Genomic DNA, 14,475 nt, shown 5'->3' on the forward strand with positions numbered 1-14,475 from the left:
AAAAGCCCCAAATAAATTAATATTTGGAGCTCTTAACAATCAACTCTTAGATAACTCTTCTACCTCATTTTCTCTGTAGGTCTTTACCTTTTCAACATTAAATAGCAGCGACTGCCCATCAGAATCAACATTTATATTATCGCCCTCTTCAATATGCCCGAAAAGTATCTCCGTACTAATATAATCTTCAACCTCTTTTTGTATAGCACGTCTTAAACTTCTTGCACCATATTTCTTGTCAAAGCCTTTATCTATTATATAATTTTTTGCATCATCAGTTAAACTTATAAAAATATTTCTATCTTTTATAGCTTCATTCAACTCTCTAAGCATAATCTCTATAATATCTTTCAAATCTTCTTTTGTAAGAGTATGGAATACTATAATATCATCTATTCTGTTTAAAAACTCTGGATTGAAATTCTGCTTCAATTCTTCCATAGCAAAGTTTTTCATGTCATTAATATCTTTTTCACTTCCAATGGCATTAAAACCTAAAGAAGTTCCTTTAACAATATCTCTTGCACCCAAGTTGCTTGTTATAATAATTATAGTATTAGAGAAATCAACCTTTCTTCCAAAGTTATCTGTAAGCTGCCCCTCTTCAAGCACCTGTAAAAGTATGTTTGTGATGTCGGGGTGAGCTTTTTCTATTTCATCAAAAAGTATTAAAGAATAAGGTTTTCTTCTCACCTTCTCTGTAAGTCCGCCTCCCTCTTCATATCCAACATATCCAGGAGGAGCTCCAATAAGTCTGCTTACTGCAAACTTCTCCATAAACTCACTCATATCTATTCTTATAAGAGCATCACTATCTCCAAACATAAACTCTGAAAGTACTTTAGCTAAAGCCGTCTTACCAACACCAGTAGGACCTAAAAATATAAAACTTCCAAGCGGTTTTTTAGTACTTTTTAATCCGGCTCTTGCTCTTCTTATAGCTTTTGATATAGATGATATAGCCTCTTTCTGACCTACTATCTTACTGTGAAGTTCATCTTCCATACCAATAAGTCTTTTACTCTCAGAATCTAATAATCTTTTTACTGGTATATTTGTAATTTCTGATATTACATGTCTTATATCATCTTCATTAATAATTGTTTCTGTTTTGTCTCTTTCGCTTCTCCACTCAGCTTCTTTTTTATCCAATTCCTCTTGTAAAGATTTTATAGCATCTCTTAATTTAACAGCCTCTTCAAAATTCTGATTTTTTACAACAGTCTCTTTTTCTTGATTAAGCTCTTTTATTTTATTTTCTAAATCTTTTAATTCCTGAGGTCTTACCATATTCATAAGTCTTGCTCTCGAACCTGCCTCATCAATTAAATCTATAGCCTTATCTGGTAAATGTCTTTCAAATATATATCTTTTACTTAATACAGCAGAAGCATAAATAGCCCCATCAGTATATTTTACTTTATGATGCTCTTCATATTTAGATTTTATTCCATTTAATATTTCTATAGTATCTTCAATAGAAGGCTCTTCAACATTTATAGGCTGAAATCTTCTCACCAAAGCACCATCTTTTTCTATATATTTTTTATATTCATTAATTGTAGTTGCACCAATACATTGAATCTCTCCGCGTGAAAGTGCAGGCTTAAGCATATTAGCAGCATCTAAAGCTCCCTCTGCTCCTCCTGCTCCAATTAAAGTATGAAGCTCATCTATAAATATTATAATATTGCCAACTTTCTTTATCTCCATTACTATGTTTTTTATTCTCTCTTCAAACTCACCTCTATATTTAGTACCAGCAACAACAGAAGATAAATCTAAACTCAAAACTCTCTTTTTTAATAATATATCAGGCACATCAGTAGAAACAATCTTTTCAGCCAACCCCTCAACTATAGCAGTCTTACCAACACCAGGCTCTCCTAATAGTATAGGGTTATTTTTCTTTCTCCTTGAAAGTATCTGTACAACTCTCATTACCTCGTTTTCTCTGCCTATCACTCTATCTAAAGCCTTTTCTCTAGCCATTTTAGTTAAATCACGGGCAAACTTATCTAAAGTAGGAGTTCTTGCTGTGTTATCTTCTTGAATAGTGCTAGAAGAAGATTCAGAAATATTTGATGAAGAACCAGATTTACCTCTAATTCTCATCATCTCATGTCTTAATGTTTTTAAATCTAAATTATAGCTAGTAAGTACATTATATGCTATTCCATTTTCCTCTTTTAAAATACCAAGAAGTAAATGTTCTGTGCTTATGCAATTATCTCCTAATGATTTAGCCTCTTCTGCCGCTCTGCTTATTAAATGCTGAATGCGTGGTGATGGAGGTATCTTACCAAACAATTTAGTGTTGCTTGTAGATTTTACCATAGAAGATTCTATATCAAATTTAATTTTTTCTATATCTATTTTTAATTTATTTAAAACATTCACAACTATTGAATCAGTTTCATGAAATATTCCTAATAAAACATGCTCTGGAGTAAGCATATCATGATTTAATCTCTTAGCTTCTTCCACAGAGTGTAAGTCTAATATTCTTATAGCTTTATTAGTAAGACGAAATGGATAAGACATATTGTATTCCTATTAAATTTATATATTATATTTCTTTTTCAATATTTATCGGATATAAAAAAACTAAGCTTATAAAAAAATAGAATTGCATATTACAGTAATATATACAATTCTACTATATTTAATCACTATTAGAAGAAATTACAACCTAGATACATTAATAACAGGTACATTTCTTCTATTAGTAGAAGCTGTATTAATATTATCCAACTCACTATTTTTTATAACACTAGGGTTAGTGTATAAAAAAGATAAAATCAATGCTGCAATTATAGCCATAGATAATACAAATGAAAGTTTTCTAGAGCACATCATAGTATACATATAATCAAAAAGAGTATTTTCTTTTTTTACTATAGTACTTTCTACCTTAGCCCTATTTAACATGCGAACCCATTCATCATCTGGCAAGTTATTTAAATTGAAATAATTCCTTTTTCTTTCAATTTTAGTTTTAAATTGCATCATTTCATGTAATTTCATAAAAGAGTCCTTTCTTTTTCTAACAAAGTTTTCATTTTTTTGAGAGCATAAGAATAATTACTCTTAGCAGAATCACTAGATATATTTAAAATATCAGCTATCTCTTTATAAGAATAATTTTCATAATATCTCAAAATAAATACATCTCTTTGTTTTCCTTTCAATTTGCTAGAAGCTGTGTATATTTTCTCTTGCAAATACACTCTCTCATATTCTTTTTCGGTATTATATCTCTTATCGTCCACAACCTCTAATTTTTCAAGATAAGGAGATTCACGTCTATAAGCCTTAGAATACATATTAATAGCAGTATTGCTAATAATTCTGTATAACCAACCTTTAAAATAGTTTCTCTCTTCATATCTTCCTATAGCTTTATATACACGGATTAAAACATCTTGAGTTAAATCCATAGCATCTTCATAGTTATGCATAAAGCGATAAGATATATTAAAGATATAATTTTTATACCTAGTAAGTAAAATATCCAAAGCTTCATTATCCCCATTCTTGTGGGCTTCTATTAATTCATAATCTTTTAATAATTCTTTTTCTTTTGTCATCATTATTTGCCAACTCCATTACTGTTTACATATATAAAACAGACTTTAAACATTTAAGTAAAATCAAGCCATATAAGTTTTATCTTCTTTTAAACCAATATTAGTTTTTTTAACAAAATCTTTATCGCTTGAAATTACTACCTCCCTCTCTTCAAATGCTTTCTCTATATCTTTTTTAGTTAGAGTTAAAGCATTACCCTTTATACCATCTAAATTAAAAAGTATATTAACCATAGCAGTTTCAACTATACTTTTTAATGACCTTGCTCCCATATTCATAGTAGAAGCTTTATCCACTATATAATTTATAGCATCATCTGTTAATATTAGCTTCTTTCCTATGCTTTTAAAGAAATCTACATATTTTATTATAGGTGATTCTTTAGTTTTTAGCAATATATCTTTAAGATTATCTTTAGTAAGCTCATTTAGAGTAACAATTATTGGTATTCTTCCTATAAACTCTGGTATCATACCATATTTCTCTACATCTTTCACATCAACCTGACTAAGTATTTTATTCTTTTGAAGTTTATTTAAAACCGCATTAGAACCAAAACCCAAACTGCTCTCACCTTTAAGACGCATCTTTATAATATCTTCAAGCCCCACAAAAGCACCGCCGAAAATAAATAAAATATTCTTAGTGTTCATAACAATGCCGTCACTAGAATGCATCATTCTTCTGTCGCCAAACTCAGGCACTCTAATATCCTCTCCATTCATCATAGAAAGCAAAGCCTCCTGAACAGCCTTGTCCGAAGGGTTGCCTGTGGTAGATTGATGTGCATCAGCTTTTGCTATCTTATCTACCTCATCTAAAAATACTATACCATGCTGAGCTTTATCTAAATCGCCATTAGCCTTCTTATAAAGATTATACAAAACAACCTCAACATCATCTCCAACATAACCAGTTTCAGTAAGCGTAGTAACATCTGCACGTGCAAATGGAAGACCTAAAATATCTGCTAATGTTTTTACTAAATATGTTTTACCAACACCAGTAGGTCCTATCATAAGAATATTTGACCTAAATGGTATATCTTTATTTCCATTTATTCTTAAACAATGTAAATAAGCATGAACTGATAATGCCTTTTTAGCATCATCTTGACCTATTACTGTTTTGTTAAGCTCGGAAACTATCTCTTTTGGTGTTAATATTCTTGGATCTTTTATAATCTTCTTTTTAGATTTTGTATCTATATAATTTTCTTTGTTTGTAATATCTAATATTAAATCATAGCTTTCTTTTTCTAAAAAAGCAAAAACTATCTTTGAATTAACAAATGTAATTAAAGTATTAGATACCTCTAAAAGACCAATACTTGAATAAGGCTCATGAGATAAAACAAGTATGCCGCTTGACATTAATCTGCTTTTACTATCGAAATAATGATACTTGTTAATATAAATATCTGCATCCATTGTGATGAGTTCTAATATTCTTCTTACAGATATGGCAGACATAGAATCCCCATAAATCGTATAAGTAATTAAACAATATAAAATAAATCTTTCATCATCATTTAATTCAAACTCATTTATAAATCTTTCTATATTAAAATTATATTGTTTAAATGTATGTATCTTTTTTAAATCTTTTTTTATAGAATCTATTAATATAGCTATCTCATCATTATTGTTATTTACAGTTTTTTCATCATTAATAATTGTTTCATCATCATAACCTAATACTCTATTGATATTATTAGAAAGTCTTCTTGTCATATCATTTCTATCAGATATTAAGTTTAATGTATATACAATTTTACTTACGCTTTCAAAATAATCTCTAAAAGCCTCTTCTCTATTTTTATATTCCTTATTATTTTTTTTGTCTCATTAATCTCCTCTCATTATACAACAAAAAAACCTTATTCCAAATTACCAACTAAATCATACTCTGTATTATGCACTATTTTTACCTTTACTATATCGCCAATATTGATATTATCAACATTCTTTTTATCAAAGTAAACCTCAACAAATCCATCAACTTCAGGAGCATCATATTTACTTCTGCCTATAAACTTATCTTCCTCTTTCTTCTCTATAAGTACATCAATGCTTTTTCCTATAAACCTAGAAAGTCTCTCTTCAGATACCTCAAGAGCAATTCTCATAAGTTTATCTCTAAGCATTAATTTTTTATTTTTACTAATCTTCTTTTTGTTAATAAGCAAAGCATCAGTATTTTCTTCTTCAGAATATGTAAAAACTCCAACCCTATCAAGCTTCATCTTTTTTACAAAACTAACCAACTTCTTAAAGCTCTCAACAGTCTCTCCAGGAAAACCTACAATTAAAGAAGTTCTTATAACCGCATTTTCATCATAGCTTCTAATATAATTTATCATATCCTTGTAAAAAGAATATCCCCTGTTTCCTCTGTTCATATCTTTTAATATATCCTTATCTATATGCTGCAAAGGTATATCAAAATAAGGGACAACTTTTTCTGTTTTAAACATAGCATCTATTATACTTTTATTTAAAACAACAGGATTTTGATAAAGAACTCTAATCCATTCTATGCCGTCAATAACAGAAAGCTCTTTTAATAAATCAGGCAATGCTAATTTTTTATATATATCATAACCATAATAGGTAGTTTCATGGGCTATTAAATTTATTTCTTTAGCACCATTTTTTGCATATTCTCTAGCCTCTTTAACTATGTCTTCTATTTTTCTGCTTCTATGTTTTCCCCTTATTGAAGGTATAGCACAAAAACTGCAATTAGCATGACAGCCGTCACTTATTCTTATGTATGCACTATAATTTGTAGAAGTATTTATTCTATCAACATACTCTTTGTATGTAGTATTCTCTTCAGCATCATGAAAACCGTCTTTCTCTACAGCAGTTAAAATCTTTTCTAAATCATGTATACCAATAGCAGAGTCAACTTCCTGAAACATCTCCATAAAATTTTCTTTATATCTCTCACTCATACAGCCAGATACTATAAGCCTCTTACATTTGCCGTATTTTTTATAAAGAGAATGGTCAAATATAGCATCTATTGACTCTTTCTTAGAATCTTCTATAAAAGCACAAGTATTAATAACTATAACATCTGCATCCTCTGCTTTATCAACTATCTTGTATCCATTTTTATTTAATATAGCAAGTATATGCTCGCCATCAACCGTATTCTTCTCGCAGCCTAAACTATGTAAATATATGTTTTGCAAATCACAATATCCTTATTTTTATTTTTTTTCTAAAAACTATTTTTTTAATTTATTTTTAATAATTATTTAGTATCAGTCATAATCAAATTGTATCTAGTAGAATCATTTAAATTCTTAGTCCACTTAATAGTTTTATTAACAGTCTCTCCAAGAGCTCCAACATCAACTATCTTTCCATTAACCTTAACTACAACCTCGCCCGCATTACCTATAGTAAGCATCATCACGTCTCTAGCCTCTAAATATAATGTTTTACCGCTTAAAAGATTTGTAGTAGCCGGTCCGCCAGAATCAATAAAATATCTTAAATAAACAAAATGCTTAGCAGTTATCTCTATTCTAATATTTGATTTCTCAGTATCTTGTTCTATATAAGTTTCCCCATCTATCACAGGCAATTTTACATCTGATGCTACAACCATATTATTAGTAATATTATTTTCATTTAAATAATTAGTATTTTCTTCATTGTTGTAAACAGAATTAATCATCTGATTCTCTTCAAGTTTTTCCATCTCCACAGTAGCCAAATTATCATAAACTTCTATTATACTTATCTTAAAATCATTAATTCCGTTTCCATTCAAATCCAATATTATAGGATTGCTCTTAGAAAAAGATAAATCCTGACCATTAATATTCATTCTAATAACATTGCCTATACTATTAAATTTAATTGTAGCAGATATTCCAAGCGGCTTGAAATATATAATATCTCCAGTTTTTACATTCTGCCTAGCATTATTATCAACAATGTTTCTTGCTATCTCAACTTCTCTTTTATTATTATTCTTATTTGAAGAGAATATAGCTTTTATATTATTTATATTAAAAAATATAACAGCAAAAATAACCAACACAGCTAATATCATTATAATAGGTACAAAAGAATTAGCTTTGCTTTTTTTATTTCTAAGCTTATTTAAATCTCTTTTTGTAATATATAATAATTCTGCCTCAGCACTATTTGGAGTATATGTTTTGCTATTTACTGAAATACTGCTGTTAGTTTTTAAAGTCTCTTCTTTTTTAGTTTCTTCTTTAGAATCTTCATTATTATCAGAAACAGTACTTTCTTTTATTTCTTCTTTTTTAGTTTCTGATTTTTTAGCTTCTTTATTTTCTTCTTTCTTTTTAGGATTTATTTTAAACTTTCTAGACTTTGATATATCTTCTTCGAATTTATTTCCATTTCTTTGCAAATTATAACGCTCTATCATAGCATCAGAATCTAATGAAAGCTTATCACTTAAATTTTTAATAAACCCTTTAACATATATCTCACCAGGCAACAAATCAAACTGTTCATCTTCTAGAGCCTTTATAAATTTAGATACAATATATGTGCTTGACGCTAACTCTTCTATGGTAAGACCTTTTTTTTCTCTGGCATTTTTTAATATTTGTCCTATGGTTTCCATATAATTTAAAATCCTTTAAAGTTTTTAATTGCCTGATATTAAACCATCTTTTAAAACCTGCATCTCTTCAGGTATAACAGGTACAAATGTCTTATTATCATATTGAACATTATATCTAATAGACTTAAATAAATATTCTACAGGAACATTCGTCGTAGATATTCCAAGTATTCTAATAATCATACCATCTTCAGCAATCCATAAATGTATTGTAGGAAAACCAGTTCTATCAACACTCGCTTGTTTAGGAGTAAGAAGCATATGATAAGCTAATCTGTTATCATCACCAGTATATTGAGAACTGCTATAACCTGATATATTTAAAGCACTTCCGTCAAAACTGCTCACTGGTCTTAACGCCCTATCAGAATAAAAATCTATATTATACTTAGATATAAGTCTAGATATGCCTGCTTTTGTATAAATAGCACCAGAATCACCATAATGCAATGTTTGTTCGCTTACAACCTTTTTTCTTGGAAATATCATCCACAAAGTTTTACCGTCACAATATATAGAATCGCTATTAGTACCACCTGAATATTCTAACTTAAATATATTTGGATTTTTACTTATAAGAGTACCGGTTTTTATTTTACTTCCATTTCTTTCTGTAAAGCTAGTTGAAAAACTATTCATAGTAGCAAATCTGTTGGACATCATGCTAATAACTTTCTCTGGAGTCATTATCTGCGAAAACAAAGGGATTGAAAATAAAAATAAATAAAGTCAATATCTTTTTCATAATTTTCTACTTTTTTCCTAAAAATAAAATAATAGTGATTATACCTATAATATAACAAAAAACCATAAAAAACAAGCATTAATAATGTTATTTTTAATTATTATATTTACATAGTGATATATTTTTTAATTTTGAGTAATGTAAAGTTTATGTCATAAAATGTTGATATTTTGTAAAAAATTTGTTATATTTAAAAATATGATTAGGAAATTTGTTAGTAGTTTATTTCTTATAGTGATTATTTCTCTTGAATTATTTGGATATAACTCTATATTATTAGATGACTTACCAGAAAATTCCAAAATTTTTATAGAAAATAATTTTAATAACACTAGTATAAAAACCATAAATAAAATAAATAATCGTTTTTATGTATTATTAGAAGATAATTGTTCACTAATATTTAATGATGCAGGAACATGGTGTGAAGTAGATGGTAAAGATAAGCCTATACCCACTGATTTTATACCAGAAAATGTAATGTATACTGTTAATAGAACTAATCCAAATACAAATATATTAAAAATAGTAAAAAAATGGAATACTTATATTATAACATTAGATACTCATATTAATATATTTGTAGATTCTTCAGGCATGCTTGTAGGACAAAAGATTCCAGATTAATAAAAAGGATAGTAATGAAAAAAGTATTTATATTATTAATTATATTCAGCTCAGTCCTTGCTGCAGATGACTGGAAAGTTGATCCTAATGAGCTTCCGCAAAGTGCTATAGATTTTATAAATAAGTTCTTTCCAAATAATAGAATTATATTAGCTGAAAGAGATAGAAAAAAATATGAAATAGTACTTGAAAATGGCGTGGAGTTAGAGTTTTTTATTAATGGTGAATTAAAAGAAGTAGAAGGCAATTATGTAGCAGTACCGCCAGAAATATTGCCAAAAACAGTTGCAAATACAGTATCTGTAACATTCCCAAATACTACTATAACAAAAATAAAAAAGAAATGGAATCTATATGAAGTAAAACTTAATAATTCTATGGCTCTTTATATAGATGTTAATGGACAGCTTTTAGGACAAAAATTTGATGATTAATATGCAATTTTATCTTTATTGCTTACTTGACAATTTAAAATTATTCTATTATATTATATTTTATAGAATAGTATATATCTTTATACTGGAGGGCTTTTTTTGATTTATGGCTGATGAACTATTTTCGAGAAAAGAAACAGTAAAAGATATTTTTTTAATTGTAGAAGAAAAATTAAAAAAAGGTCTATTCCAAGACTCTATGGAAGATTTGGATAAAATTATGTCTATGGACTTTGAATATCCGAATCTATATGAAAATATATCCTGTGTGAAGTTTTGGATTAATAGAGCAGACAAAATAGAAAGTTTTAAAGGAGATTATTTAGAATACTGCAAGTTTTTAGATTTGTCTTATAAAAAATTTGAGGAGTTTATTAAGACTAAATCATATAATAAAACTTTGATAACAATAAAGGCTATTCATTACTTCATATACAATAACATTATAACAACTATAATGCAGAAAAATGTAGAAGAGATTAGAGGTAAAGATGAGCTGCATTTATTAGCTAATGCTTTTATAGAGCTTGGAGACTACTCAAGAGCATTAAAAGCATATGAATATTTAAATGTAATAGAGCCTTATAATGGTAATACGCTTTCAAATATAGCACAAATTAACCATATATTGGGAGATACTAAAAAAGCAAAAATGTATATTAGAGATGCTTTGTTTTATGCTCCTTTAGATATAGAATTTGAAAGAATTACTATTGATGCAGTAAGAGAGATTAGAGATATTATTATAAGAAGGGGTATTCATAATAATAGTCAGGAAGAAATTATCTCTTGGATGAGTGCTTACGGCGAACTTATGAATATTTTAGATATTAAAAGAGAATTAACTAAAGAAGAAGAATTTGAATTAAGAAAAAATATATCTAAACTAGAAGCAGATTATAGAAAGTTAAAATTAAGAGAAGCTACTGCTCCAAGACTTTTATCTGCATATGCTTTTTTAACAACATATTTGATAATGAGGCATACAGAAGAAGATATGGATGAAATTAAAATATGGGGCAGAAAAATGTCTGAAATAGATAAAGATTTGCTTCAATTTTATATAAAAATTTTAAATAAGGGGTAAACAGATGTCAGAAGCTCTACAAAAATTAGAAAATATATTTTCAGAAGAAACTTTTACAAGAAAACCTTTATTAAATTATACTGTAAAATATTTTGCAGATCTATCTACAATTATTAATGATATTAATAGTAATGAAGATATTAAGTCTGCTTTAGATACTGCTAATTTACAATTGCAAAAAAATAATAATCATATATCAGCATTATATGCAAGCGGATTTTTAAATCTTAAGCTTCAAAACTATACTGATAATACATTAGATAAACTTATTGGTATATTTAAAAATGCTAAAAAATGGAATATAGTAGAATATATTGCACAAAAAATATTAGATGAATATTATGAATGCGATTATGCTTTAAGATATTTAGCTAGCTATTATCAAATATCAAATAAAGAAGCTGAAGCTCTAGAAATTTTAGAGAGATTAATAAAATTTGATGTATCAAACCCTGAATTACCTGAAAAAATAGCTCATACAAAAGAGTTGGCAGGAGATATTACTAGTGCTGTACACTATTATAAAATTGCATTTGAAAGAAATTTAATCAGAAAAAGAACTAATGCTGAAAGCAATATTAAAAAAGTACTTGAATATGAACCTGATAATTACAACTATTTATTAAAACATGAAAATGCTTTAAAAGAATTAGTTGATGCTAATATTATGATAGATGTATGGAAGATAATATTCTTCTACTATTTTGAAAATAATAGATTTAATGATGCTTTAAAAACTATCAAAAATTTATTAAACTATGAACAAGCTATAGTAGCACAAAATAATAAAAAGGCTAAATTCTTTAGACATAGATTAGTAGATGTTTATGCAAAATTATATCCTAATCATACCCTTTTTGAAAAGATAGAAGAAATATCAACTATTACTAATGTAAATAAACAGCCAAAAACTTGTATAGAAACATTTGAAAAGTATATACAATATGATGTAAACAAATATGTTATGCATAGAAATTTTGGCGTTGGTAAAATTAAATATATAGACATAAATGAATTAAAAATAAAATTTGTATCTCAGGAAGAAGAGAGAAAAATGACATTTGATATGGCTATACAATCTCTTACAACACTTCCAGAAGATGATATAAATGTATATAAAGCTTATAAACTAAATGAGCTTAAAAAAATGGCAGAAGAAAATCCTACAGAACTTCTTACTATAATATTAAAATACAAAAAAACTATCAACACTAAAGATTTAAAACAAGAATTAACTGCCGCTCCTCATATAGTAATAGCAGATTCTTCTTATAACAAATGGCTTGAAAATGCTAAGAAATCTGTAAGAGCTTCTACTACAGTGAAATTTGATAAAAACACTTTCCTTTATAATGAAGAAGCAGAAACTTATGATGCTGAGAGTTTATCTAAATTTAATAAGACAGATAATTTCCTTGAAAGATATCAAATCTATATGGAATATCTCACTTATACTCCAAATTTAAACTCTGATGAAGCAAAAGAAATGTATAATTATTTTGTTGATACAGCAAAAGATAAAAAAGCTCCTAGCGACAATAGAATAATAAGCACAATATATCTAAAAACACAAAATGATACTAACAAAGATATACCTATGCTTTCTGAGCTTATAAAAGAAGTTGATAACTATACTCATATATATGAAATATTACCATCTTCAAACTACAGAGATAAATTTGTAAAAGCTATACAAGAAGGAAAACCAGATGAATATTATAATATTATATTAAAAATATTGTATTCACCTCAGGTAAAAAACCATTATTTAATAGTAAACAAATTATTTGCTGATGGTAAAGTTGATATGCTTGCTAAAACTATAGATGATATATTCTTACATTATAAAGAATATCCAGAATCTTTTGTTTATTTTGCTCAAAAGATACTTGACGGTGAGTATTATGATGAAATAGAGGGAGATATAAAAATTAATAAAAACTCTCTAATGATAGGTTTATTAAGTATAATACCTAATTTATCAAAAATGCTAGATAATAAAGAAACATCTCCTCAGGGAAGAAAGTTAATAAAAATAGTATATGATTTAGTATTTGATAAGGCTTATTTACTTAAGTTTATAGAAACAGAAAATGAGGAAGATGTAAAAATAGTATTTAGTGAATTCCAAAAGTTAGTTAATTTGGAACAGCATTACAAAACTGATATAATAACAGCTGTATTAAAAAGATTCCCAAATTGGAAAATATAATTAAATAAATATTTTTATTAATAAAAAAGAGTGCAAGTAGTAAATCTTGCACTCTTTATTTTTTATATACCAAGATTTTGTAGGTTTGTAATTTTTTTATGTTTTTATTATTTGCAGGGCTTTGCCCCGCACCCCACTTCTTTTGCGACCTAAGGAAGTGCCCTTGCGGCGTGACACAAAGAAGCAAAAAGGCTGCATTTTTTTAGCTTAAAATGTTGGTATTACAATATAGCATATACATATTCAAAACATATAAAGGTATAGTACTTGCACTTTTTGGTTCTTTTGACGAAGTCCGCACCGCGACTGAAAGGAGTGCCTGTGGGTGCGAGCGACAGGAAAAAGAACAAAAAAATTGAATAAAAAAATTCTATTACAAAATATACTTATTTATCTATAACTAATCTCTTTTAAAATACGGAGATAAATCTATATATTCATCATCTAGCCAAGAAGAAGCTACACATTCATATTTATTTTTACTTAATTTATAAATTTGATACTCTATCTTTTCAGCCCTTCCTACAACTCTCTCTTTATACTCTACCAACATCTCACTTATTCCATCATCATCAATATCTTTAAAAGCAAATTTCATCTCATTTACAACACCACTCTTCATGGAATTAATCTCTCTATAATAAGATACATCAGCAACCAAACTAATTTTATTTTCTTCAACTCTAAATATATAAAGATAAATATCCCTATCTTCTCCGCTGTCATTGAGTATATAATATTTTATAATACCAACCTCATTTTTCTTATCATAAAAACTCTCTAAATCTATAGCAGCATTTTTTCCAATTCTAGAAGATTGATAAGAAAACTTTTCATCTAAATTGCTTCCATAAACAGATATCTTCTCTCCTTCAATAGAACTAATCAAAGCTATAAACTCATTTCCCTTTGAAGAGTCCAAAACATCTGCTATCACTATAGAATATACTTTATATCCATCTCTTTCTAATTTTGTTTTTAAACTATCTGCCTGAGAATATTCATTATTATCTACAACGCTATCACTATTATAATAAACAATATCCCCAGAGCCTTGCAAATTAAATAATGCATTAATATCATCATTAATAGCATATAAACTCATAAAGCTAAAAATAAAGAAACAAAAAATAAAGAATTTTTTCATAATAAAATA

12 protein-coding genes are annotated in these 14,475 nt (G+C 27.5%); 4 read left to right on the forward strand and 8 right to left on the reverse strand.

Translation table 11 applies throughout. The annotated features are described in order from the left end of the window. Positions 1-39 precede the first annotated feature (39 nt). The 7 genes from BPP43_RS05750 to BPP43_RS05780 form a co-directional block, all read right to left on the reverse strand. Complete coding sequence (locus BPP43_RS05750) at positions 40-2,544, reverse strand: ATP-dependent Clp protease ATP-binding subunit (RefSeq protein WP_014932540.1); 2,505 nt, start codon at positions 2,542-2,544, stop codon at positions 40-42. A gap of 141 nt (positions 2,545-2,685) precedes the next feature. After that, positions 2,686-3,027 carry a hypothetical protein gene (locus BPP43_RS05755; protein WP_014932539.1) on the reverse strand — a complete coding sequence of 114 codons (342 nt, stop codon included), beginning with the start codon at positions 3,025-3,027 and terminating at the stop codon, positions 2,686-2,688. Continuing rightward, a complete protein-coding gene (locus tag BPP43_RS05760; protein ID WP_014932538.1) occupies positions 3,024-3,593 on the reverse strand; it encodes an RNA polymerase sigma factor in 570 nt (189 codons plus the stop codon). The genes BPP43_RS05755 and BPP43_RS05760 overlap by 4 nt, the downstream gene beginning before the upstream one ends. Before the next feature lie 60 nt (positions 3,594-3,653). Then, positions 3,654-5,324: an ATP-dependent Clp protease ATP-binding subunit ClpX gene (gene clpX / locus BPP43_RS05765; protein ID WP_015274430.1), complete on the reverse strand. Its 1,671-nt coding sequence runs from the start codon at positions 5,322-5,324 to the stop codon at positions 3,654-3,656. Positions 5,325-5,470: 146 nt separating this feature from the next. Next, the gene (gene rimO, locus BPP43_RS05770; RefSeq protein WP_015274431.1) at positions 5,471-6,793 is read right to left on the reverse strand and encodes a 30S ribosomal protein S12 methylthiotransferase RimO; all 1,323 of its coding nucleotides are present in this window, start codon (positions 6,791-6,793) and stop codon (positions 5,471-5,473) included. Between the two features lie 62 nt (positions 6,794-6,855). Then, positions 6,856-8,214: a helix-turn-helix domain-containing protein gene (locus BPP43_RS05775; protein WP_013244726.1), complete on the reverse strand. Its 1,359-nt coding sequence runs from the start codon at positions 8,212-8,214 to the stop codon at positions 6,856-6,858. Positions 8,215-8,238: 24 nt separating this feature from the next. Then, positions 8,239-8,901 carry a LolA family protein gene (locus tag BPP43_RS05780; protein ID WP_013244725.1) on the reverse strand — a complete coding sequence of 221 codons (663 nt, stop codon included), beginning with the start codon at positions 8,899-8,901 and terminating at the stop codon, positions 8,239-8,241. Positions 8,902-9,193: 292 nt separating this feature from the next. Here BPP43_RS05780 and BPP43_RS05785 point away from each other — a divergent pair, with 292 nt between their 5' ends. The 4 genes from BPP43_RS05785 (at position 9,194) to BPP43_RS05800 (ending at position 13,319) form a co-directional block, all read left to right on the forward strand. Next, positions 9,194-9,586 (forward strand): PepSY-like domain-containing protein, encoded by a 393-nt coding sequence (locus BPP43_RS05785; RefSeq protein WP_013244724.1) that lies wholly within the window; start codon positions 9,194-9,196, stop codon positions 9,584-9,586. A 14-nt stretch (positions 9,587-9,600) separates the two neighbouring features. Beyond that, a complete protein-coding gene (locus BPP43_RS05790) occupies positions 9,601-10,020 on the forward strand; it encodes a PepSY-like domain-containing protein (protein WP_013244723.1) in 420 nt (139 codons plus the stop codon). Positions 10,021-10,126: 106 nt separating this feature from the next. Further along, entirely contained in the window at positions 10,127-11,107 is a 981-nt protein-coding gene (locus tag BPP43_RS05795; protein ID WP_013244722.1) for a tetratricopeptide repeat protein, read from the forward strand. A 4-nt stretch (positions 11,108-11,111) separates the two neighbouring features. Beyond that, positions 11,112-13,319 (forward strand): transcript cleavage factor, encoded by a 2,208-nt coding sequence (locus BPP43_RS05800; protein ID WP_013244721.1) that lies wholly within the window; start codon positions 11,112-11,114, stop codon positions 13,317-13,319. A gap of 400 nt (positions 13,320-13,719) precedes the next feature. Here the strand turns inward: BPP43_RS05800 and BPP43_RS05805 are convergent, their stop codons facing one another. Further along, entirely contained in the window at positions 13,720-14,466 is a 747-nt protein-coding gene (locus BPP43_RS05805; protein WP_015274432.1) for a hypothetical protein, read from the reverse strand. Between the last annotated feature and the right edge of the window lie 9 nt (positions 14,467-14,475).

It is taken from the genome of Brachyspira pilosicoli P43/6/78 (assembly GCF_000325665.1).
GTDB classification, from domain to species: Bacteria; Spirochaetota; Brachyspiria; order Brachyspirales; family Brachyspiraceae; genus Brachyspira; species Brachyspira pilosicoli.